We start from the raw sequence: 23607 nt of genomic DNA on the forward strand, positions 1-23607 counted from the left end.
ATACATTCCGTTTTTGTATTTCAGTGGTATTTCTTGCTCCAATCTCTAACCTACCCCACTCGGCGTGATATATACAATTGTATTTATATCTAAATAGTCATTATCTCAGTGAAGCAACGCCGCTTTGCGCTCCTATGTTAGCGCAAAATTTAATTCAGCTAACGGCAGATACAAAAAAGGCCGGCACTTGGCCGACCTTTTCGCAACAAGGTTGAATTAAGCTGCGACAGCAGTTTCAACTTGGCGAGTCACTTTCGCTGTACCAACTGGTAGTACTGTGCGACCGTATTCGTTGTTTAGCACCTGCGCCATTGCGAAGTAGATTGCGCTCGCACCACAGAAGATACCCTCAATACCCGCGATAGTGCCGATAAACTCACTGCCTGTAAAGTCACGAGCCGCCAGTAGGAAGAACAGTACCGTTAGTGAACCGAACACGATCTGTTTTGCGGTTGGGTAGCATAGAGAGCCGATGAACATGAAGCCAGTGAAAATGCCCCAAAGCGCTAAGTACCAGCCCATGAAGTTTGCTGGGCTAGCAGGAAGGCCCATGTTAGGCATCACGATAATACCAACCAGTGTCAGCCAAAATAGGCCGTAAGAAGTAAACGCAGTGGTACCGAATGTGTCGCCACGTTTGAAGCACATCATACCTACAAGAACTTGGCCAAGACCACCGTAGAAGATTCCCATTGCTAGAATCATTGAATCAATTGGGAAAAAACCTGCATTATGGATGTTTAGCAGGATTGTGGTCATCCCGAAGCCCATTAGGCCTAATGGAGCTGGGTTTGCCAATTTCGTTGACATTTTGCGCACCTTTAAAAAAAGTTAATAAAAATTACGCGCGAAGTTTAATGAAGCAGCACTCAAACACAAACGCGTTTTTTCACAAACTAAGTTTGCAGTTTTGCTCTCAAAGTGGTGTAAGTTTGCTCAGCTCATAAAGCTTCGAAAAATACGCTTCAGTGCCTCGTGTAAAAATAGAGGTGAAGTCGGACGCCAGCTATTCATTTAAGTTATCAATAACAACTTAAGCCACTCAAGGATCAATCGTTAAGCGACTGAATAGTGTATAAAAACAGCAAAAAAACGTGACATATATTACATAAATTCTTTTATTCACCGCTAACTCATCACGATCTCAAAAGCAATTCACTAAATAGTCAGCAACATACGTACTTCTGTGCTTAAATTTCTATACTGATGAACAAAATGGGTGATAGTCGATTGAAATTATTGAATTTTGGACTAGTAAGATGGTATTTCAGCAAGGTACTTAACACCGTCTTGCGCCGTCTAATTCAAGTTGACTCAGTTAAAAAGCTACTGTATGCCTTCATGGTTAGCGTGCTTTGCTATGCCCCTACATACGCCCATGCCGATGAGCACAATGTGTTAATCCTCAATTCCTACCACAGCAGTTTCCCTTGGACGGATAATCTGGTTAACACCATCAAAAATGAGCTTGCGAAATCAGGTTATCACTCACTTGATATCGAGTTTATGGATACCAAAGAGTATGGTTTTGGTGAAGAATATATTCAGCGCTTAAGAAGTGACTATGGCTACAAGTTTAAAGACAAAACACTCAGTTTAGTCATTGCAACCGATGATAATGCACTTAACTTTGTTCGCAGATTTCACAACGAAATTTTCAAAAACAGTCCAGTTGTTTTTGTCGGTGTAAATAATATTGCATTAGCCGACGTATTAGACCGAAATTTATTTACCGGTGTTTTTGAAGTTGAACCCTTTGTCGAAAATATCGACTTGATATTGAAAACCAACCCTAAAGTAAAAAAAATACTGCTTATTTTTGACAAGACGCCAACTGGTGAAGCCCGTTGGGATACGATATCGACAACCTTTGAGCAGTACCCCAATATCACTTTTGAACGTATATACGGCAATGAGAAACTGGGTGATTTAGAACACTATGTAAATAAGCTGACTGATGATACAGGAATTATCTTCGGCTCGTACTACAGTGATGCGTCCAACCGCTATGTATCACTCGCAGAAGGAGCTAACCGCATCAGCACCGCGTCAAGCCAACCTGTCTATGCCATGCATGAACAATTGATCGATTATGGCGTGACGGGAGGCAAAGTGATTAACGCCAAAAAGTCGGGGCTACTAGCGGCAAACCAAGCGATTAAGATCCTTAAAGGTACCTCTACTGCCGAGATTGACATGGTCAAAGAAGATATTGGCAGTTATATTTTTCGTTATGATCGCTTGGTCAAATATGATATTTCGCCATCTATACTTCCCTCTTCCTCTTATATTATTGGCCAGCCTTTTAATCCATGGAAAGAATATTGGCTACAAATATCAATCACCAGCCTATTATTGACCGTACTACTGATTACTAATATCGCATTATTTAAAAACATCAGGAAAAGAGAAAGTATTCAAAATCAACTGGAGAAGACCAATTTACTGTTAGATAGAGAAGCCAATATTGACACTCTCACCGGGCTGAAAAATCGATTCAATTTCGAAACCTGGTTGAAATCGATAAAATACGAATCGAGTGACTATATTGTGGTCTATATCGATATCGACCAGTTTAAGTTGATTAATGATTACTACGGTCATAAAACGGGTGATAGCATCGTCAGTCAAGTCGCAGATAGACTTGAAAAGAACCTTCCTCATGCCAAAAGCGTGTTTCGGATTGGTGGTGACGAATTTTGCATTGTCTTTCCGGCTGATGGGCTTGATCAAAATGAGGTTTCATCTTCAATCATCAATTGTTTTAACCACCCCTATTACGTAGAGGACGAAGCGAGCGTAAAAGTCACGGTCAGTGGTGGGATGATTCACACAGCGCAACTCAGTGACTCATCTGATTCGCTCAAATACACTGATATGGCGCTTTATCAGGCCAAAAGTGCTGGCGGAAACAAGATCCTGCCTTATGTTCAAGAATACGACTCAAATGTCGCGCAACTGAACAACGCCAGCGCACATGTACAAAAGTTGATCCGAGAGCAGCGCGATTTTGACTTTTACGTCCAACCGATTGTCGAAATGAAAACAAGGCAAACCGTGGGTTATGAAATGCTACTTAGGTTGACATACGATGACGGTTCAAGCGTTCCGCCACCGTTGGTCGTACGTGCGTGTGAGTTAACCGGTGCCATACATACGCTCACGGTTGAAACCTTTAAAGCGGCGTGCCGTTTCCTTGCCATATCTGACCCCAATACGTTTCTAACCATCAACCTTAGTCATGCTCAGCTAATGGTGATCGACGTGTTGGACGAACTGGAGGCTCAATTTAGAACAAGCGGACAAGACATCAACCGACTCATCATTGAAATTACCGAAGATAAGTTTCTCGAAGAACCTACCTTCATCGATACACTCAATGAATTTAAAGCGAGAAACATTCGTTTGGCATTGGACGACTTTGGTAGCGGCTATTCCTCTTTGTCTTGCTTGAAGAGTATCCCGTTATACATTTCTAAGCTGGATAAACGCTTTGTCACTCATCAGGCATACTCCAAAGAGTCTCTGACCCATCTATGCCATTTATGTTCTAGCTTAGGTTTAAGAGTGTTGGCTGAAGGTATCGAAGATCTCAGTGACTACGAACTATGCCTTCAATCGGGTGTTGAGCTAGGTCAGGGGTACTACTTCTCCCACCCACTTCCGTTCGAACAAGCCGCAGGGCGCTCGTTATCTATAGAATCGACGACGCATTAACCAGTTGAAACAACAAAAAAGCAAAGCCCGTAGAAGCGGACTTTGCTTGATGCAATTGACTCTATAGAACTCATTAACGCCTTAGCTAACTGATCAGACGCCGAGTTACCACAGCAATATTATTGGCAGGAAATCTCGTCCCAAAACCAGTTTGATTGAGTTGGACTTTCCCATACACCAGGGCCGTTCTTAGCGATAAAACACTTACCGTTGTATGTGACTTTATCTCCGTCCGCGACTTGAGTTTCGCCCGGCTGCCACTGAATGAATGTACCTGTATCCGGATTTGGTGTTGGCTCAGGTTCTGGTGTCGGTTCTGGATCCGGAGTGGGTTCTGGCGTTGGCTCCGGAATCGGATCTGGAGTAGGCTCAGGCGCAGGCTCGGTTGGCGTTCCTGCGATCAACTCCCAAGGACCACCTAAACTCGGCTCGTGACCTTGAGTCCACCATTTCGCTCGATATGTCGCACCTTGGTAAGTCACCTCTTCACCACCGGAATACACCTTGTTGGCATCCCATTCGTTGCCTGTACCATCACCGGTGCCTGGGTCGACCGGATCAAGTTGCTCTACAACTCGAACTTCTGGCCAACTTGTGTGCGATTCATACAAGTTCGTCACACACTTCTCGTAATCCCCCGGAACCAGCGCAGAGTACGCGGTTTGGAAGCCCACTAACTCACACTCAAACGAGTAACCACCCGGTCGGTCTGCATAGTATTTCCAATTTCCATCCCAGTTGGTGTAGAGCACATCGGTTGCTCCATTTAAGTTTAAGCTTCCGTATGGAGTTTGCTGCCAACACGTGTTCTTTTCGTCGGCTTCAATAGGGATTTGGTAGTGTGACGACAATCCTTCCCAGTAACGAATGCGGTTGACTGGCTGACCTTTGTCTTTGTTTTGTTCACCACATTCGATCCCACCGTTGATGATGTTAATCGTGGTACCAAAACCATAACCAATACCGGCGTCAGTTTCGCGTTGAGACGGAACCCAAGTGCGGTCGATAACATGCAACATCGCAGGCTTTGGTGCTTGTGGAGTTAAGAAGAACCAAATCGCAGAAGCTAAGTTCAACCAAGAGTCCGCAACCAAGCCCGGATTGTTAAGTAGGACGGTCGCATCGCCGTCAAACATCACTTCAGAGAAGGCACCATAGTTAAAGTGATAAGAGAGCTGTTTAGCGCCACGCCCAAAGTAACCCTGCCCAGCGGCACATGGCCATTTCTTGTTTTGCCAATCGTTCTGACCACAACCTGTGGTGTAACCAGCTTGCCCTTCTGACCAGCCCATTTCACGCACGTGCACCAACGCTTGCTGCCACTCTTCTAGCGAAAGTGGGTTGTCAGACACGTTGTCTTTCGAAATGTGTCCACCGGTTTCCTGAGCAAAGTGAGCAAATGCAGTTACGATAGAACGCTTACAAATAGCGTCGGAATCACGCCCGTCTGTATACTCGGCACAAAATGCAGGGAACTTACCGATCGCTCGTAAAAATCGCGTGTACGTATATTCCGGAGCTGCCATATGAGTCAGAAAATCCCACTCCGTTTGAGGGAAGACTTTCTCTGCTCGCTTAACGTTATCAGGATTGGTTGCGCTGCCGGGTTCAATCGCTTCAACTAAGGTATTCGGTGCAGTTCGGAGCGCTTGTGACCATATTTGATACATAGGGTCAGCGGTCTTCTGCTGCTCGGCCGCTTCGATGTCTGCCCGTGAAACAACGTAACCGGTTGGATTAAGCGGATCGGGTTGGATATTCATACTTGCATTTGCTTGTGCCGCTAGGACACAACTCAATGCAATAGGAAGATGTTTGAGTGCAAACATATCTAGTCTCCTAGTTTAACAATACAATGTACAAGAAATGACTAGACACATAGTGGATCATATATAAAAAACACAGAGCGAAGTGAGTTCATTCTGCGAGACAAAATTAATAAATAAGTCCCTGCCCACATTACGTCGCAAGAAAAATGTTACCTTGACTCAAAAGAAAAACGGAGGCTGACTACGCCTCCGTTTGATGATATTTCTATCGTTATTACTCTGCCGAAATGGACTCAAGTTGCTCGGTTGGTTTCCGTTTGGACAACACATAGTAAATAGCTAACTGAGCCACAATCGCCGCAAGAACAATCACTGGCGAGGCAGCAATTCCGGCCAAGAGGAAGCACCCAAGCGCAATCACGCCATTCAACATCGCGTAAGGCAACTGTGTACGGAAGTGCTCATACTGCTCACACCCTGCCCCTGTTGACGACAAAATCGTCGTTTCAGAGATTGGAGAACAGTGGTCACCAAACAGACCACCAGACAACACCGCACCAATACAAACCAGCAAAGGAGCGTCAATCGCCACAGCAGTTGGGATCACCAATGGCATCATGATGGCGAACGTTCCCCAAGACGACCCCGTCGCGAACGAGATAATACTGGCAAGCAAAAAGGCAACCGCTGGCAATAGCCAATAAGGGAATCCTGCTTGAGCTTGTTCAGCAATGTATGCCGCCGCGCCCAGTTCTTTCCCAACTGAGCTAAGCGCCCAAGCCAGTACCAAGATAACCGCAACCGACATCATGTTTGACATGCCTTTCAGATAGACTTGGATACCGTCTGACAACTTTCTAACTCCATAGAACGCCATCAGCGCAATTAACGTAAATGCGGCAAAGAAATACGCCGATGAGAGTGCCGCTCTAAACGTTGAGCCCGCCACTTTTTGAAATGGAAAACCATGTGGTACTAGGATGGTACAAAGCACCACCAGCATAACGAGCAAAGGCGCCCAAACAAAACTGGATTTTGCATTTTTATGCATAAACACATTCATCGATTCCTGAACTTTCCCAAAGTCGGAACCTTGTTCGGCTAACTGTTCAGCCTTTGCCATCGGGCCGAAGTCCAACCTGAAGAAAGAGACAATCGGTACAATCGCAATCGCTAGAAAGGCGTAAAATTGGTACGGAATGGCGCCAACAAAAGCATCCCAATCACTCATAGTGACATTTAGAGCCGTAAATTCCTTTTGAATCAAGCCCATGATGTAAACGCCCCACCCGATAAAAGGAATCAAGATAGCAACGGGAGATGATGTGGAGTCGATAATAAAAGCTAATTTTTGACGTGATACTTTTAGCTTATCAAATAAAGGTCGGAACACGGGGCCCACAATCAAGGGCGTGCCAAGGTCTGAGAAGAAGATAACGACACCACCAAACCATGCAGAGATCTGAGCTTGGCATTTACTCGCCACCCACTGAGTGACCTTTTTAGCAAAGGCAACACCACCGCCTGACTTTTCCATCAGAGCGACGAAACCACCGATGAACACTAATAACAAAATCACACCAGCGTTATAGCTATCAGTAAGTTGCGGGAGTAGGTAACTTTTCATCAATGCACTAAACGATTCTAGCGGTCCTTTTTCGACAAAGGAGCCTTCAAGCATGGCGACACCACTAACCACACCGGCGAATAAACCAACGACGACATTTCGTGTAGTCAGCGCGAGAAAAAGAGTAATAAGGATGGGAATGAGAGAGGTAACGTCAGCCTGTTCCATAGCAATACCATTTTTAATATTTAAACAACAAAAATGAATATATATTTAATCCAATCGCATGTATATATCTATCACAAAAAGTTGAGTCACCTATTCACAAATTTTAAGCACAAAAAAACCAGCCCGAAGGCTGGTTTTATCAAACATGCTCGAAGCGGGTTATTCCCACTCGATTGTCGCTGGTGGCTTACCAGAAATGTCGTAAACAACACGTGAAATGCCGTCAACTTCGTTGATAATGCGGTTAGATACTTTACCTAGGAAGTCGTACGGTAGGTGTGCCCAATGCGCCGTCATAAAGTCGATGGTTTCAACTGCGCGCAGTGATACAACCCAGTCGTACTTACGGCCATCGCCCATTACACCTACAGAGCGAACTGGTAGGAATACCGTGAACGCTTGAGACACTTTGTTGTATAGGTCTGCTGCGTGAAGCTCTTCAATGAAGATAGCATCAGCACGACGTAGCAAGTCACAGTATTCTTTCTTGATCTCACCAAGAACGCGAACACCTAGACCCGGACCTGGGAATGGGTGGCGGTAAAGCATGTTGTAAGGAAGACCTAGCTCTAGACCGATCTTACGAACTTCATCTTTAAACAGCTCACGTAGTGGCTCAACCAGACCCATTTCCATATCTTCAGGCAGACCGCCCACGTTATGGTGTGATTTGATCACGTGCGCTTTGCCGGTTTTAGAAGCCGCTGACTCAATAACGTCTGGGTAGATAGTACCCTGAGCTAGCCACTTCGCGTTTTTCAGCTTCTTCGATTCTTCATCGAATACGTCTACGAACACGTGGCCGATAGTCTTACGTTTTTCTTCTGGGTCAGACTTGCCTTTTAGTGCTTCAAGGAAACGCTCTTCTGCGTCAACTTTGATGATATTTAAGCCGAACTTGTCGCCAAACATATCCATTACTTGCTGACCTTCGTTCAGACGAAGCAGACCGTTATCGACGAATACACACGTTAGCTTATCGCCAATCGCGCGGTGAACCAGCATAGCAACAACCGATGAATCCACACCGCCAGATAGACCTAGGATCACTTCGTCGTCACCCACTTGCTCTTTAATGCGAGCAACCGCGTCTTCGATGATAGATTCTGATGTCCATAGACGCTCACAACCACATACGCCAAGAACAAAGTTCTCTAGCATTTGTAGGCCTTGTTTGGTGTGCGTCACTTCTGGGTGGAACTGAACGCCGTAGTATTTCTTCTCTTCATTCGCCATCGCTGCGTAAGGACACGTATCTGTCTCACCAACTTTTACGAAGTCTGCTGGAATTTCTACTACTTTGTCGCCGTGGCTCATCCATACGTCTTGAGTTGCTTCAAGATCTTTAAATAGTGCAGATTCGCCAGAAACTTTAACTTGTGCGTAGCCAAACTCACGCTCGTTTGAGCCCGCTACTTTACCACCTAGCTGCTCTGCCATGGTCTGCATGCCGTAACATACGCCAAGCACAGGAACACCTGAGTCAAATACATATTGAGGTGCGCGTGGAGAGTTCTCTTCCGTTACGCTTTCAGGGCCACCAGATAGGATGATGCCATCTGGGTTGAATTCGCGAATATCCGCTTCTTCTACATCCCAGCTCCATAGTTCACAGTAAACGCCGATTTCACGTACGCGACGGGCAACTAATTGAGTGTACTGAGAACCGAAGTCCAAGATCAGAATACGTTGGTCATGGATATTTTTAGTCATTTTGAGCAGTCTTTTTTAGGCTAAGTGATTAAAACCGAGGCGAGTGTACTCGCCTCTTCTTAATGCTTCAAGGAAAAAGCAAACGTTTACGTTAGGCTATTAGTTACCTAGACGGTAGTTTGGTGCTTCCTTAGTGATCTGAACGTCGTGTACGTGAGATTCTTGCATACCCGCGCCAGAGATACGTACAAATTCAGCTTTAGTACGCATATCTTCGATAGTTGCAGAACCTGTTAGGCCCATGCTTGAACGTAGACCACCCATTTGTTGGTGTACGATCTCTTTTAGGCGGCCTTTGTATGCGATACGACCTTCGATGCCTTCAGGAACAAGCTTGTCTGCTGCGTTATCAGACTGGAAGTAACGGTCAGAAGAACCTTGAGACATCGCACCTAGAGAACCCATACCACGGTAAGCTTTGTAAGAACGACCGTTGTAAAGAATCACTTCGCCCGGTGCTTCTTCTGTACCAGCAAACATAGAACCAACCATCACACATGATGCACCAGCAACGATTGCTTTACAGATGTCGCCAGAGAAACGGATACCACCGTCGGCAATCACTGGAACGCCGTATTCGTTCGCTACTTCAGCCGCGTCTGCGATTGCTGTGATTTGAGGAACACCAACGCCTGTTACGATACGAGTCGTACAGATAGAACCAGGGCCAATACCCACTTTCACTGCGCTTACGCCAGCTTCGATAAGTGCTCTCGCACCAGCACCTGTTGCTACGTTACCGCCGATGATGTCTAGATCTGGGTGCGCTGCACGTGTGTCACGAATACGTTGTAGAACGCCTTCAGAGTGACCGTGAGAAGAGTCGATAAGTAGTACGTCAACGCCTGCTTCAACAAGTGCCGCAACACGCTCTTCGTTACCCGCACCAGCACCAACTGCTGCGCCAACACGTAGACGACCACGATCATCTTTACATGCGTTTGGTTTACGTTCTGCTTTATGGAAGTCTTTTGCAGTGATCATACCGGTTAGTTTGAACTCGTCGTTCACTACCAATACTTTTTCAACGCGCGCTTCGTGCATTTTCTCTTGAACTTCTTCGCGAGTTGCACCTTCGTTTACAGAAGCCAGACGTTCTTTCGGCGTCATTACTGCAGAAACTTTCTTAGATAGGTCAGTCACAAAGCGTACGTCACGGCCAGTGATGATACCGACCAGTTCGTTGTGCTCTGTTACTACAGGGAAGCCTGCAAAACCGTGCTTTTCAGTCAGAGCGACTACGTCAGCGATGGTTGCGTCTGGGTTCACTGTCACAGGGTCTGATACAACACCAGCTTCGAAACTCTTTACTTTACGAACTTCGGCAGCTTGTTGTTCAATAGACATGTTCTTGTGGATAAAGCCAATGCCACCCTCTTGCGCTAGCGCGATAGCTAGACGAGCTTCAGTAACGGTATCCATAGATGCCGAAATCATAGGAATGTTTAGGGTGATGTTCTTGGTCAGCTGAGTGCGAAGATCAGCTGTGTTTGGGAGAACGGTGGAGTGTGCTGGCACAAGTAATACGTCGTCGAATGTCAGCGCTTCTTTGGCAATTCTTAGCATTTGCAATATCTCACAATTAGAGGAGTAAAAGAACAATCCAAAGTCTCATCGTTTCGCATAATGAGGGCAGCGAGTTTTTGTTCACAAGCTACATTTGGATTAGATATTGCGGAGGGATTATACGGTTAACGCAATCGCTTGACTACAAATTTTTTAATTTTTTTCTTGCATTTACCCCCTTGCTATGTATTATATTGCCGCTAATTTCCATACCTATGTCCGCGAGATTAGCTGTGCCATCTCAGACCAACCAAAACATCTTCACTGTTTCACGTCTCAACGCAGAAGTCCGTCTGTTACTCGAAAATGAAATGGGTATTGTTTGGTTGATTGGCGAAATCTCCAACTTCTCAGCTCCGGTATCAGGACACTGGTACTTCACGCTTAAAGATTCCCGCGCTCAAGTAAAATGTGCCATGTTCCGTGGCAATAACCGTCGTGTGACTTTCAAACCGACAAACGGCAATCAAGTTATCGTTAAAGCTCGTCTCTCTTTGTATGAGCCACGCGGTGATTACCAATTGATCATCGAAAGCATGCAACCTGAAGGCGATGGCCGTCTACAGCAAGAGTTTGAAGAACTTAAAATGAAGCTGGCAGCGGAAGGACTGTTTGCCCAAACCAATAAGCAAACCCTACCCGAGCACCCTAAATGTGTCGGTGTGATCACTTCAAAAACAGGCGCTGCGCTGCACGATATTTTGGATGTACTTAAGCGTCGAGACCCATCGCTTCCAGTTGTCATCTATCCAACGACAGTTCAAGGGGATGCGGCGGCCATTGAAATCGCTCAAGCCATTGGGCGTGCAAACAGCCGTAACGAATGTGATGTGCTTATTGTTGGCCGTGGCGGAGGCTCATTAGAAGACCTTTGGTGCTTTAACAATGAGATCGTCGCACGAACAATTGCAGCCAGTCAGATACCCATTATCAGTGCGGTAGGACATGAAATCGACGTCACTATCGCCGATTTTGTTGCTGATATGCGCGCGCCAACACCGTCGGCAGCCGCAGAATTAGTCAGCAGAGACAACAGCCATAAAGAGCAGGCGTTTGTCGCACGTCAGCAAAAGCTGATGAGTGCCATGCGCTATTACCTCAGCCAACAAAGCAAGCTATCTACCTCGCTAACTCACCGTTTGGAAAGGCAGCACCCAAGCCATCAACTGCAACGTCAAAGCCAACAACTTGATGAGTTACAACTGCGTTTACAACGTTCGATGGATCATTTTATTGCTTCGCGTTTACAGAAAGTCGAGCGTCAGCAATATAAACTCCAATTGCACTCGCCAGTAAAACGACTCAACCAACAAAAGTCGTCTTTACAGTATTTGGAACAAAAGCTGCTTGATGCAATGGATAGAAAGCTGCTCAATACCAGACACCAACTCGCGTTGGCTGCAGAAAAGCTTGATACCGTCAGTCCGCTAGCCACCCTAAAACGCGGTTACTCAATTACACAAAACGAATCAGGTAAAGTGATTACCAAAGCGAGTGATACCAAAACGGGTGACACTTTGGTCACCCGCTTGTCTGAAGGCGAAATACGCTCAACCGTCGTTTAGTCTGCGAGTTTGTGAAACTCAAAACGGACTCGAGACTTAGATTTGAGTTCGTTACAGCTATTACAAAAGTAGTTTGCCGCACCACACGCTTGTAATTTCTCTAACTCTGCATCGCAATCTGGGCAAAAACCGACCTTTTTAAAGTCTCCCGCGCATTGATGACAATGGTATTGACCAGACCACTCAAGCTCTACCTGACAATCAGGGCATTTGTTTTCGTTCATTGTTCTACTCGAAACTGATTAAATTAGCTTTAACTAAAGTAAAGTCTATCCAATATCCGCACTATGACTTCTGTCATAGTTTTTGCTGTCAGCAATTCATTCACGGTAACCAACAGGTATGATAATCATGATCAAAGCAAGATCATCGGTAATTTCCCCCTTGATCAGCGATCTGCACCTAAAAGAACATTTATATAACCACACACCGAAAGCATAAGTTACATATCCTGTCTTTGAATTTTAAACGACACAAAAAACCAATACAGAAAGAAAAATTAAATTTTACGATATTTAATAAAAAGATCATCTCAAAATGCGTTCGAGTTACAACTGCATGTAATTCGAATTTTCACTCGCTGTCGTTCCAATTGTAGCCCTTATGACTCAAGAGGTTTCAATGTGTGGACGACGATATATACGTGTCGGTCTTCCGACTTTCCCATGCTCTAAGAAGGCGATCAACTCTCCGTCCTCTACCGCTTTATCCAAATAACGACGAGCGGTACTTTTGCTGATACCAAAGCTCTTGGCAATCGAACTTACGGTCATTTCAACATTAGCATGGTGGAACTGGTCGACAATTTGCTTCAACGTGTAAGCGTCTGTAGTGGTCGATTTTTGCTGCGCTCTTTGGTTATGGAATAAAGTATCGACAGCACCTTGGGCGAGTTTACAGCCTTGAGTCAATGTTTGTTGCATCAGGCAGTACTTATCTAAGCTTTCGGCGAGTCGGCTGTAGTCCAGCGGTTTTACCAGATAATCCAGTGCGCCGTATCTAAGCGCATTTTGTACTGTCGTCACATCATTGGCTGCCGTGACCAGAATACATTGAGGCTTCTTCGGGCTGCTCAAAAGCTCCAACAAAAACTCAACCCCGAGTCCATCCGGCAAATAGTTATCGACCACCAGCAAGTCGACATGGGTAATCGCGAGTAACTCACGCGCGTTTGCCAAGTTCGCCGCGATACCTAATACCTGAAAGCGCGTATCTTTCTCGATAAAGTGCGCATGAAGCGCGGCAATATCCCGATCGTCTTCAATAATTAATACCTTAAACATCGCCTTCCTTAGTGAAATATACTGTAAATGATGTTTCTTCTTGGTCACTGTCTAATTCGATATGCCCACCGACAGATTCCACAATCGACTGAACCAAATGCATACCAATGCCGTGATCATGGAAATCGGCTTTGGTGGTGTAACCCAGTTGGCACAATACTTCCAAACTGACATTGATGGCTGGACCGTTATTGGCAACCGATAACACGCGCTCAGTGGTGGTGTCGTACATCGCAATACGGATCAGACCATGCTGCGTTTTCTCCAAGGCCTCAATGCTGTTACTGATCAAGTTGCCAAACAGCGAACTCAGCAGTTCTTCATCCATTTTACTCGGTAGCGCACTCCAGCCGTGTAATTCAGCGAGATCAACGTCAATCCCCCTCTCCGCCGCTTTGCCGACATTGGCGAGGATTAACCCGGAAATGAGTGGCAAAGATTGCAGCTGCTTAACGCTGTCCATATTCGCTTGGTTGGTTTTCGCTTGTGATAACACCAGACTCAACGCTTGTTCAACGTGGCCCAATTGCAGCAAACCCGCGAGTGAAGAGAGCTTATTCTGGTACTCATGCCGAGTCACGCGCACCGATTCGAGATACTGACTGACTTGGCTAATCTTATTGGAGAGCAGTTGCAGTTCCTGCTGGGTACGCAGGCTGAATACCGCTCCGGCTTGTTGGCTATCCTGATTGCGCAGTGTCACTCGGGTTACAACGAGGCTGCGTCCGTTCACTCTGACCAAGCGGTCAATGTAATCTTCACCATGCAGAGAAAATGCCCCTTCGTCATGAATATAGTTCACAAGGGGTTCAGGTAGCTCCAAAGCTTGTTTAACACCGAGCAACCATTTTGCCGAATCATTAATTAAGTAGAGTTGTTGGTCGCTGTTGACCGCCATTAGCCCCTCGTGCGCCGCTTGAAGTACGCCTTGATTGGTTTTGAGCGCTTGATTGAGCTGCCACGGCTCCAAGTGTTGCATCTTATCTCGTACGTATTCGGAGAATCGCCAGGCAACCAAGCCGGAAATCGCCATACTCAACGCAGCAAATATCAGTAATGGCGAGAGCGTTTCGTGGTTCACAACGGCGATCGACTGCTTGAGATAACCGACTTTGATCATGCCGATAATCTCTCCAGACGAGCCAAACAATGGTGAGATATAGCGCACCGATGGTCCCAATGAACCAATACCGTGAGATAAATACGCTTCGCCAGTTGTCAGTGCTCTCTCAATATCGCCGCCAACCACAGGCAAACCGATACGTCCCTCAACTGGGTGCGCTAAGCGAATACCGTTGTTGTCACTGACAGTAATAAAATCCGCGTCTGTTTCTTGTTGCAGAACACGCACAATACGACTGACATCATCACTGCTTTTCCTTTCTACCGCGTCAAGCAACGAAGAGAGTTTCGCTAACTGTTGAGATTGAACTTGCGCGCGTAACGCGACTTGTTCAGATAACACCTGATTCAATCTTTGTGTGCTGACTATCCACCAACCGATGGAACTCAGCATCAATGCGCCACACAACAGCAGCGTTAGGTGCATGGTAAAAGAATGGGGGAATATTCGTGGCGCCATAGCTTTGTCTGTCGAAAACCGTGAGTAGCTAGAATACGTTGTTCTTTGGTGTAATTCAGCCCAGCTTGCCGCGAAATTGAAAAAGATCCCGCCTTTGACGTTTATGATTTTAATTATTTTAATGCGCCTAATCGCAGACCTATTACATGCGATATTTGCACTGCTTTTCAATGTTATTCACTCACTTGAGCAATGCTGAGCGTTTTTGATTTAACACAGGTTTCAATAAGATTTCACTGGTTAAGTTGGCAAAAAATCCACGGAGGTTTCTATGCTAACTTCAACCAACATACGATTACTTTCACTAGTCGTTATCGGGGTGATCCTTTGGTTCAGCCCAATCCCAGAAGGACTATCAGAACAAGCTTGGCACATGATGACAATCTTTGTCGTTACGGTGCTAAGTTTGATCATCGCCCCACTACCACTTGGCGCGATGGCTTTGATGGGACTGACCGCCGCCACCTTACTCGATGTACTACCGATTAAAACGGCATTGACTGGTTTTGCCCATCCAACTATCTGGATGATTGCCGCCGCGTTCTTTATTTCACGCGGTTTTATTAGCACCGGCTTTGGTCGTCGCGTCGGTTACTGGTTTATTTCTAAACTCGGTAACAGCTCATTAGGTTTGGCTTACGGCCTAGTGTTAACGGATTTACTTTTTGCCCCAGCGACACCGAGCACAACAGCGCGCTGTGGCGGGATCATTTCTCCTCTTTTCCGTTCTGTCGCCAACGCTTACGACTCCGATCCGGAGAAAGGTACCGAAAATAAAATTGGTGCGTTCTTGGTTCAGTGTATCTTCCAGTGTAATGCGATCACCTGTGCAATGTTCTTGACCTCGATGGCGGGTAACCCATTGGCGGCCAACTTCGCTAAAGAGCAAGGCGTTGAGATCACTTGGGGCGCTTGGGCATTAGCGGCGATTGTACCTGGGGTGGTATGTCTATTCTTGATCCCTCTCGTAATGTATCTCGTCTTCCCGCCAGAACTGAAAAAGACTCCTGAGATGCGTTTAATCGCGCGCCAGAAACTGTCAGAAATGGGCGCAATGACCCGTGATGAATGGATGGTGTGTATTACTTTCATCGGCATGGTCAGTTTATGGGTGCTGGGTCCAACACTAGGGATTCACTCAACCGTTACCGCGCTATTGGGCTTAGTATTCCTGCTTATCACCCGTACCATCACTTGGGATGCGGTGTTACAAGAAAAAGAAGCGTGGCACACCATTACTTGGTTTGCGGTGTTAGTGATGATGGCGGCGCAACTGAACAAACTGGGCTTCATTGGCTGGTTTGGCGATATGATCGGCAGCTCGCTTTCAGGCTACGGCTGGTTAACGACCTTGGCAATCCTGCTACTCGTTTACTACTACAGCCACTACATGATGGCGAGCGCGATGGCACACATCAGCGCAATGTACTCCGCCTTCTTAGCTATTGCCATCGCAGCGGGCGCGCCTCCGATGCTGGCAGCTATTGTGCTTGGTATCTTTAGTAACTTATACATGTCGACTACGCACTACTCGTCAGGCCCTGCTCCGATTCTGTTTGGCGCTGGTTTCCACACCTTGCAGAACTGGTGGAAGATTGGTTTCGTCTTCTCACTGATCGTTATTCCGGTATTTTTCTTTATCGGTGGCGCTTGGTGGAAGATGCTGGGAATGTGGTAATCCAGTGACAAAAAAGCCCGCTAAGTGCGGGCTTTTTTATTTGTCGTCAAGTTACTTCATCGTGACTCTTACTTCGCTGAGACTGTTACTTCTCCGTCACTAGGGTCAGCATTTCAATATTCTGCTCATCGATAGCTTTTAGTTGAACCTGAATTTGCGCATACTCTTCTAAACTTGACGCATGGGTGCCACCGCAAGGGATCACCGCAGGCTCACCCTCTCCCAAATCACACTGCCAGTAACGTGAATCCGTTAACGCTTCCCCGTGGCATTCGATATGAATTGCCGCGCCCAAAGCTAACCAAGCCGCGACTTGTTGGTTCACCTTTAGTTCGACATCAGCGAGGTTTTGTAGCAAGTCAGCGCTATTAAGACCACGTTTGCGCAGCGTTTTGCCCAGTCGGTAACAATCAAGGCACTGATCTGGCGTCACAAAGCTAGTCACTTGCGCGTAGCTGTTGAAGTCGTAGTGGCCATGAGGGTCTTTACGGTCTGCGTCTTTTCGCCAATAGCCGTTTTGATTGAGTACTTTATTCAGCGCGAGGTAAGCAATATGTCCAGCACTGTGACCCCGGCTGAGTGACTGTTGATACGCTTTGTCCACTTCCAACGTCACCTCTTGCCCAACCGATAGGCTTAGTGAGTTCTCAGCTAAGCAGTGAACGACAACAAATACCCAACCTGGTTGATCACGCTTTACTGGGATCTCTTGTCCAACGTATAACTCACCACTGGCAAGTTCAACGGCCCCGACTTGACAATCGATAACCACTTCACCATTCAACCAACCTTTATCCGCAGGATGGTCTGGCCAAATGTGGCTAACGGGATGAAACGGGGTTTGGTCAATAACGACATAGACACACTGCTTAGCTTGGCTAACGTGCTGAACTTGCGCGTCCAACGTCCACGTGCTGTGGCAAAACTGAGTAATGGTTGGGGTAACTTTCATGCTTCAAAGCTCTCAGTGACAAAAAAGCGCCAATAGATAACTACGGCGCTTTTTTTCAATCAAGGGATTGGTTATTTCTTGCGATTTTTCACCATGCTCATCAAGCGTTTGCGTTTACGCTCTTGAGACAGAGTCATCTTGTTTGTTTTGTTTTCAAACGGGTTATCGCTGCTCTGGAAGTTGATACGGATTGGCGTACCCATGATCTCCAAAGATTTACGGTAGTAGTTCATCAGGTAACGTTTGTACGAATCAGGCAGTTCGTTCACCTGGTTACCGTGGATAACCACGATCGGTGGATTGTAACCACCTGCGTGCGCGTACTTAAGCTTCACACGACGACCACGAATCAATGGTGGCTGGTGATCTTCTGTCGCCATCTTCATGATACGAGTCAGAACAGATGTACCCACGCGAGTTGTCGCTGATTTGTACGCTTCTTGAACCGATTCGAACAAGTGACCAACGCCTGTACCGTGCAATGCAGAAATGAAGTGAATACGCGCAAAGTCAACAAAGCCGAGACGACGGTCTAGCTCTTTCTTCACTTGCTCTTTTACGTCTGTATCCAAGCCATCCCACTTGTTCACTGCGATAACAATCGAGCGACCTGCGTTAAGAGCAAAGCCTAATAGGCTTAGGTCTTGGTCTGAGATGTTTTCACGTGCATCGATTACAACTAGAACAACGTTCGCATCTTCAATCGCTTTCAGTGTTTTAACCACTGAGAACTTTTCAACCGTTTCGTTGATGCGTTTACGACGACGAACACCTGCAGTATCAATCAATACGTACTCACGACCATCACGCTCCATTGGGATGTAGATGGAGTCACGCGTTGTACCCGGCATATCGTACACAACCACACGCTCTTCACCCAAAATACGGTTAGTCAGGGTTGATTTACCCACGTTTGGACGACCGATGATCGCTAGCTTGATCGGCTGATCCTGAAGGCGCTTAAACTCGGCTTCCGCTTCTTCTTCGGTGTAGTCCAGCTTTTCTTCTTCTTCGTCGATAAAATCAGTCAGGTCTTCGATTTCACCTTGCGCTTCTTCAGCCATTTTTTCTGCAAATGGGTTTAACGCACGGTCAATCAGCGCACCAACACCACGGCCGTGAGCCGCAGCGATTTGGTACATGTTTTCCACGCCCAACTGCCAAAAATCTGCTGATGCCGCATCCGCATCGATGCCATCAACTTTGTTTACTACCAACATTGATGGTTTTTCAATTTTACGCAGGTGGTTCGAAATCGCGATATCCGCAGGTGTTAGACCAGCACGGCCATCCACCATAAATAGCACAACATCAGCTTCGTCAATCGCCGCAAGCGATTGTTCTGCCATTTTTGTTTCCACACCTTCTTCGGTGCCGTCGATACCACCTGTATCGATAACGATAAATTCGTGTTCACCAAGTTTCGCTTGGCCGTATTTACGGTCACGAGTCAAGCCAGGGAAGTCCGCAACCAAAGCGTCACGCGTACGAGTTAATCGGTTAAATAACGTTGATTTACCAACGTTTGGACGCCCAACCAGAGCAACAACAGGTACCATAATAACCTCTACAATATTCTTTCTTATGTAGTTATAGGTAATGACTTGTCGCCTGACCAGTGTTTACCTATAACTACAGATTAAACTTATCTTTTCTCAATAAAACGGCTCCCAACTGTTACCAGCTAGGAGCCGAATGTGAATTGTATCACACGATTACTCGTTGATCGTCAGTTTCTTTACATCGCCATCACGGGTTGTTAATACGTAACCACCCGGCACTACGACTGGTGGAACCGCAAAGCCGCTGCTATCCACTTCTTGTTTAGCGACAAACTCACCGCTACTCGGGTCAAGCCAGTAGAGGTAACCTTCGCTGTCACCGACAACAACGTAGCCATCAATCACAGCAGGAGCTGTAACTAATCGGTGCTCTAGTTTGTCGTTGCTCCAAAGCTCGGTACCACTGCGTGCGTCAAATGCGACTAAGTGATCTTTCTCGGTGACGATAAACAGACGTCGAGCGTCACTCGCGATGTTGGTCGCCGACGAGTAGTTACGTTTCCAAACTGGTTTGCCTGAACGCAAGTCGATCGCCGTTAACTGACCGTTGAAGCCGATGATGTACAGCGTACCACCAAGAACCAGTGGTGAAGCGTCAACGTCAACAAGGCGGTCAATTTCCGTTGCGCCCTGAGGAAGACCGATAGGTTGTTGCCAAATCAACTGCCCACGCTCAACAATCGCCGCCGCTAGACGACCATTTGCTGTTCCCCAGAAGACACCACCAGACATAGTGACTGGAGAACTGCTGCCGCGTAGCGTCAAGTTAGGCACTTCAGTACTGATGGTCCACTTTTGCGTTCCGTCTTGCTGGTCAAGTGCCAACAAACTGCCTTTGTCGGTGTGAACGATCACTAAGTTATTGTCGGTGGCTGGTGCAGACAAAACTTCGCCATCTACGTCAACACGCCAATTCAGTTCACCAGTTTCTTCGTTAAGAGCCAGTACCTGACCGTTCTCGCTGCCGATAAAGATTTGGCTGTAGCCAGCGGTTAAACCACCAGACAGTCGCGCCGAGACTTCTTCTTCAACGTCTTGTTCCCAAATCAGTTTACCTGTTTCAGGATCAAGTGCTTTCACTTCACCATCACGACTGGCAACAAACACTTTTCCGTAAGCATACGCTGGCGTCAGCTTCGAATAGTAGTTTGACACACCATCACCGACTGAAGCACTCCACAACGTTTTTGGTGAGAATTCACTATCTACTTGAGGCACTGGAGCCATGATAATGGTGTCTTCTTCACCCGCACAACCTGCAAGTACTCCTGCACATATCGCGATTGCCAGCGCTTTTTTCAGCATTTCCTTCATGCTTATCGCCCTTACTTGGCTAGATCATCCAGCTTCATTTGAAGCGTTTGGCTAGCATCACCGCTTTGCTGTGCTTCAGTGTAAGCCGCGTATGCTGCTTGAGTGTCGCCTTTACGGAGTAAAATATCTCCGCGTAATTCAGCCACACGGCCTGCCCAGCTTTCGTCTGCGATTGCTGCAAGCTCGTTGATTGCGGCGTCAAACTCACCTTGCTCTGCTTTTAGACGAGCAAGACGGTAGTGAATCACTGCTGAAACAGCTTGGTCATCCGTTGCCGATTGTGCCCACTCTAGTTGAGCAAGCGCTTCGTCAAGGTTGCCCGCTTCTACTTGGACTTTTGCCAATTGCAGCGCGGCCAGTACTGAGTATTGAGAGTCTTTATTCGCATCAATAAAGCTTTGAACGTCCGCTTCTGCTTCTACGCCACTCGCTGCGATTTGTTGTACCGCTGCCGTGTAGCTTTCAGACGCAGCTTCTTGAGCCGATGCAACAGAATCTTGGTAGTAGCGCCAGCCAAGCAAGCCGCCAATACCAACAACGGCACCTAAGATCACCGCTTTACCGTTCTCTTTCCACCAGTCTTTGATCGCTTCTACTTGTTGTTCTTCAGTATCGTAGAGTTCCACTTCCTGTCCTCTTAAAATCTAAAAAAGTGGCGATATGTCATCGCCACTTCCAAATATGTTACTTAAACCAATTCTGCGAGTTTCGCAGTAACGTCAGCTTGGCTGTAGGTTTCTTGCGTGCCACCGATTAGGTCTTTCAATACCACGGTGCCGTCTGCAACTTCATTCTCGCCAAGTACTAGTGCGACTGCAGCACCAACTTTGTCTGCGCGCTTAAATTGCTTCTTGAAGTTACCGCCACCAAAGTGGTTCATCACACGTAGGCCCGGTACTTGCTCGCGTAGCTGTTCAGCCAGCTTCAAACCCGCCATCATGGTGCCTTCACCTGCTGTCACCATGTAAACGTCAACGCTGCGACGAACATCTGTCAGTTCAAGTGTTTCTAGCATTAGCACCAAACGCTCTAGGCCCATTGCGAAACCAACTGCTGGCGTTGCTTTACCGCCTAGCTGTTCAACCAGACCGTCGTAACGACCACCACCACAAACGGTACCTTGAGCACCTAAGCTTTCAGTGATCCATTCAAATACCGTGCGGTTGTAGTAATCCAAGCCACGAACTAAACGTTCGTTCACTGTGTATTCGATACCAGCCGCGTCAAGAAGTTCACACAAACCAGCAAAATGTTGTTTAGATTCATCACCTAAATAGTCAGATAAGCGAGGCGCATCACCTAAAACCGCTTGGATGTCTGGGTTCTTAGTATCCAGTACACGTAGCGGGTTGGTGTGCATGCGACGCTTACAATCATCATCCAGAACGTCGACGTGCTGTTCAAGGAAAGCAACCAACGCAATGCGGTAGTTTGCACGATCTTCTAGAGAACCGATTGAGTTCAGTTCAAGGCGAACGTGCTTATCGATGCCGAGCTCACGCCATAGACGCGCCGTCATCATAATAAGTTCTGCGTCAACGTCTGGACCGTTTAGACCAAAGACTTCCACACCACACTGGTGGAATTGACGGTAACGACCTTTTTGCGGGCGCTCATGGCGGAACATTGGGCCCATGTACCAAAGACGCTGCTCGTCACGGTTGATAAGGCTATTTTGAATACATGCACGTACACAACCGGCCGTACCTTCTGGGCGCAGCGTTAAGCTATCACCGTTACGGTCTTCGAACGTGTACATCTCTTTTGAAACCACATCAGTCTCTTCACCAACAGCACGACTGAACAGATTTGTTTCTTCAACGATTGGCATGCGCACTTCGTTGTAACCGTATGCGCTGATTACGTGTTTCACTGTGTTCTCTAGCTTTTGCCACAGTGGAGATTGAGTTGGGAGGCAGTCGTTCATGCCTCGAATTGCTTGAATAGTTTTTGCCACGATAGTTACCGTAATCTTCGTTGAATTTATTTAATCTTGAACTTTAACGTTAATGCGGTTTTGCTCGTCCATTAGCGCCGCTTTTGCACGAATTTTCGCTTCTAGCTGACTAACAAGATCATCGTTGTCAAAACGCTCTTTCTGACGTTTGCCGTCTTCGTAAAAAGCGCTCTTCTTGTTACTGCCCGCCAGACCTAAGTGCGACACTTCTGCTTCACCCGGACCATTCACCACACAACCGATGATCGATACATCCATTGGCGTAATAATGTCTTCTAGGCGCTCTTCCAGTGCGTTCACCGTACCAATTACATCAAATTCCTGACGTGAACAGCTCGGACAGGCAATAAAGTTGATGCCACGAGAGCGGATTCTTAGCGATTTAAGGATATCAAAACCGACTTTGATCTCTTCAACAGGGTTCGCTGCCAAAGAGATACGCAGCGTATCACCAATCCCTTCCGCCAAAAGCATGCCCAGACCGACCGACGACTTCACCGCGCCCGCACGAGCACCACCCGCTTCGGTGATACCCAAGTGCAGAGGCTGGTCGATTTTCTTCGCCAACAAACGGTAAGAGTCTACGGCAAGGAAAACATCTGACGCTTTCACGCTGACTTTGAATTGGTCGAAGTTAAGACGGTCAAGAATATCCACATGACGCATCGCCGATTCCACCAACGCCTCTGGTGTTGGCTCACCGTATTTCATCTGAATGTCTTTCTCTAACGAGCCACCATTCACACCGATACGGATTGGGATGTTCTTGTCACGAGCGCAATCAACCACCGCGCGAATACGGTCTTCTTTACCGATATTGCCCGGGTTAATACGCAAACAATCGACACCATATTCAGCTACTTTCAGCGCAATGCGGTAGTCGAAGTGAATATCAGCCACCAATGGAATGTTGACTTGTTGTTTGATCAGCTTGAATGCTTCCGCCGCTTCCATGGTCGGAACCGACACGCGCACAATATCTGCACCAACATTCTCGAGCGCTTTAATTTGTGCAACAGTCGCTGCTACGTCTGTTGTTCTGGTGTTTGTCATTGACTGCACCGCTATCGGTGCACCATCACCAATAGGTACATCGCCCACGTAAATACGAGTCGATGGGCGACGTTTGATAGGAGATTCGTGTTGCATAGTAA

Annotated in this window: 17 protein-coding genes; 3 read left to right on the forward strand and 14 right to left on the reverse strand. The window is 46.8% G+C overall.

Features of this window, described 5'->3' with window-relative positions; all coding sequences use genetic code 11:
- Positions 1 to 216: 216 nt before the first annotated feature.
- Positions 217 to 810 (reverse strand): acetate uptake transporter, encoded by a 594-nt coding sequence (locus tag AKJ31_RS13465; RefSeq protein WP_053409615.1) that lies wholly within the window; start codon positions 808 to 810, stop codon positions 217 to 219.
- A 480-nt stretch (positions 811 to 1290) separates the two neighbouring features.
- Between AKJ31_RS13465 and AKJ31_RS13470 the strand changes: the two genes are divergently transcribed.
- Positions 1291 to 3717: an ABC transporter substrate binding protein gene (locus tag AKJ31_RS13470; protein WP_169780633.1), complete on the forward strand. Its 2427-nt coding sequence runs from the start codon at positions 1291 to 1293 to the stop codon at positions 3715 to 3717.
- Between the two features lie 119 nt (positions 3718 to 3836).
- On the opposite strand, the gene AKJ31_RS13475 is transcribed toward AKJ31_RS13470, so the two are convergent.
- The 4 genes from AKJ31_RS13475 to guaB all read right to left on the reverse strand — a co-directional run bounded on the left by AKJ31_RS13475 (position 3837) and on the right by guaB (position 10560).
- A complete protein-coding gene (locus tag AKJ31_RS13475; RefSeq protein WP_053409617.1) occupies positions 3837 to 5546 on the reverse strand; it encodes a glycoside hydrolase family 19 protein in 1710 nt (569 codons plus the stop codon).
- Between the two features lie 214 nt (positions 5547 to 5760).
- Positions 5761 to 7281, reverse strand: coding sequence for a Na+/H+ antiporter NhaC family protein (locus AKJ31_RS13480; RefSeq protein WP_053409618.1), 1521 nt, complete (start codon positions 7279 to 7281; stop codon positions 5761 to 5763).
- A 159-nt stretch (positions 7282 to 7440) separates the two neighbouring features.
- Complete coding sequence (guaA, locus tag AKJ31_RS13485; RefSeq protein ID WP_053409619.1) at positions 7441 to 8994, reverse strand: glutamine-hydrolyzing GMP synthase; 1554 nt, start codon at positions 8992 to 8994, stop codon at positions 7441 to 7443.
- A 99-nt stretch (positions 8995 to 9093) separates the two neighbouring features.
- Positions 9094 to 10560: an IMP dehydrogenase gene (guaB, locus tag AKJ31_RS13490; protein ID WP_053409620.1), complete on the reverse strand. Its 1467-nt coding sequence runs from the start codon at positions 10558 to 10560 to the stop codon at positions 9094 to 9096.
- A 233-nt stretch (positions 10561 to 10793) separates the two neighbouring features.
- Between guaB and xseA the strand changes: the two genes are divergently transcribed.
- Positions 10794 to 12125: an exodeoxyribonuclease VII large subunit gene (xseA, locus tag AKJ31_RS13495; RefSeq protein ID WP_053409621.1), complete on the forward strand. Its 1332-nt coding sequence runs from the start codon at positions 10794 to 10796 to the stop codon at positions 12123 to 12125.
- Here the strand turns inward: xseA and AKJ31_RS13500 are convergent.
- The 3 genes from AKJ31_RS13500 to AKJ31_RS13510 all read right to left on the reverse strand — a co-directional run bounded on the left by AKJ31_RS13500 (position 12122) and on the right by AKJ31_RS13510 (position 14990).
- Positions 12122 to 12349 carry a zinc ribbon domain-containing protein gene (locus AKJ31_RS13500; protein WP_053409622.1) on the reverse strand — a complete coding sequence of 76 codons (228 nt, stop codon included), beginning with the start codon at positions 12347 to 12349 and terminating at the stop codon, positions 12122 to 12124. The two genes, xseA and AKJ31_RS13500, sit on opposite strands and share 4 nt — an antisense overlap.
- A 384-nt stretch (positions 12350 to 12733) precedes the next feature.
- Positions 12734 to 13408: a response regulator gene (locus tag AKJ31_RS13505; protein ID WP_053409623.1), complete on the reverse strand. Its 675-nt coding sequence runs from the start codon at positions 13406 to 13408 to the stop codon at positions 12734 to 12736.
- Positions 13401 to 14990, reverse strand: a complete 1590-nt coding sequence (locus AKJ31_RS13510) for an ATP-binding protein (RefSeq protein WP_053409624.1) — start codon at positions 14988 to 14990, stop codon at positions 13401 to 13403. The genes AKJ31_RS13505 and AKJ31_RS13510 overlap by 8 nt, the downstream gene beginning before the upstream one ends.
- A gap of 271 nt (positions 14991 to 15261) precedes the next feature.
- Here AKJ31_RS13510 and AKJ31_RS13515 point away from each other — a divergent pair, with 271 nt between their 5' ends.
- Positions 15262 to 16668 carry an anion permease gene (locus tag AKJ31_RS13515; protein WP_053409625.1) on the forward strand — a complete coding sequence of 469 codons (1407 nt, stop codon included), beginning with the start codon at positions 15262 to 15264 and terminating at the stop codon, positions 16666 to 16668.
- Positions 16669 to 16753: 85 nt separating this feature from the next.
- Here AKJ31_RS13515 and AKJ31_RS13520 read toward each other — a convergent pair whose 3' ends face one another.
- The 6 genes from AKJ31_RS13520 to ispG all read right to left on the reverse strand — a co-directional run bounded on the left by AKJ31_RS13520 (position 16754) and on the right by ispG (position 23602).
- Positions 16754 to 17620, reverse strand: coding sequence for a metal-dependent hydrolase (locus tag AKJ31_RS13520; protein ID WP_053409626.1), 867 nt, complete (start codon positions 17618 to 17620; stop codon positions 16754 to 16756).
- A 71-nt stretch (positions 17621 to 17691) separates the two neighbouring features.
- Positions 17692 to 19179, reverse strand: coding sequence for a ribosome biogenesis GTPase Der (gene der / locus AKJ31_RS13525; RefSeq protein ID WP_053409627.1), 1488 nt, complete (start codon positions 19177 to 19179; stop codon positions 17692 to 17694).
- A gap of 156 nt (positions 19180 to 19335) precedes the next feature.
- Positions 19336 to 20496 carry an outer membrane protein assembly factor BamB gene (gene bamB, locus AKJ31_RS13530; RefSeq protein ID WP_053409628.1) on the reverse strand — a complete coding sequence of 387 codons (1161 nt, stop codon included), beginning with the start codon at positions 20494 to 20496 and terminating at the stop codon, positions 19336 to 19338.
- 11 nt (positions 20497 to 20507) lie between these two features.
- Entirely contained in the window at positions 20508 to 21122 is a 615-nt protein-coding gene (locus AKJ31_RS13535; RefSeq protein ID WP_053409629.1) for a YfgM family protein, read from the reverse strand.
- Between the two features lie 62 nt (positions 21123 to 21184).
- Positions 21185 to 22453, reverse strand: coding sequence for a histidine--tRNA ligase (gene hisS, locus AKJ31_RS13540; protein WP_053409630.1), 1269 nt, complete (start codon positions 22451 to 22453; stop codon positions 21185 to 21187).
- 30 nt (positions 22454 to 22483) lie between these two features.
- Positions 22484 to 23602, reverse strand: a complete 1119-nt coding sequence (ispG, locus tag AKJ31_RS13545) for a flavodoxin-dependent (E)-4-hydroxy-3-methylbut-2-enyl-diphosphate synthase (RefSeq protein ID WP_053409631.1) — start codon at positions 23600 to 23602, stop codon at positions 22484 to 22486.
- Positions 23603 to 23607: the final 5 nt, after the last annotated feature.

The sequence above is a fragment of the Vibrio hepatarius genome, from assembly GCF_001274785.1.
Taxonomy (GTDB): domain Bacteria; phylum Pseudomonadota; class Gammaproteobacteria; order Enterobacterales; family Vibrionaceae; genus Vibrio; species Vibrio hepatarius.

Coding starts and splice junctions, on each gene's coding strand:
- AKJ31_RS13465 (WP_053409615.1), bottom strand. CDS start 810: ATGTCAACGAAATTGGCAAACCCAGCTCCATTAGGCCTAATGGGCTTC.
- AKJ31_RS13505 (WP_053409623.1), bottom strand. CDS start 13,408: ATGTTTAAGGTATTAATTATTGAAGACGATCGGGATATTGCCGCGCTT.
- bamB (WP_053409628.1), bottom strand. CDS start 20,496: ATGAAGGAAATGCTGAAAAAAGCGCTGGCAATCGCGATATGTGCAGGA.
- guaB (WP_053409620.1), bottom strand. CDS start 10,560: ATGCTAAGAATTGCCAAAGAAGCGCTGACATTCGACGACGTATTACTT.
- AKJ31_RS13500 (WP_053409622.1), bottom strand. CDS start 12,349: ATGAACGAAAACAAATGCCCTGATTGTCAGGTAGAGCTTGAGTGGTCT.
- AKJ31_RS13510 (WP_053409624.1), bottom strand. CDS start 14,990: ATGGCGCCACGAATATTCCCCCATTCTTTTACCATGCACCTAACGCTG.
- AKJ31_RS13515 (WP_053409625.1), top strand. CDS start 15,262: ATGCTAACTTCAACCAACATACGATTACTTTCACTAGTCGTTATCGGG.
- ispG (WP_053409631.1), bottom strand. CDS start 23,602: ATGCAACACGAATCTCCTATCAAACGTCGCCCATCGACTCGTATTTAC.
- AKJ31_RS13480 (WP_053409618.1), bottom strand. CDS start 7,281: ATGGAACAGGCTGACGTTACCTCTCTCATTCCCATCCTTATTACTCTT.
- AKJ31_RS13475 (WP_053409617.1), bottom strand. CDS start 5,546: ATGTTTGCACTCAAACATCTTCCTATTGCATTGAGTTGTGTCCTAGCG.
- der (WP_053409627.1), bottom strand. CDS start 19,179: ATGGTACCTGTTGTTGCTCTGGTTGGGCGTCCAAACGTTGGTAAATCA.
- AKJ31_RS13520 (WP_053409626.1), bottom strand. CDS start 17,620: ATGAAAGTTACCCCAACCATTACTCAGTTTTGCCACAGCACGTGGACG.
- guaA (WP_053409619.1), bottom strand. CDS start 8,994: ATGACTAAAAATATCCATGACCAACGTATTCTGATCTTGGACTTCGGT.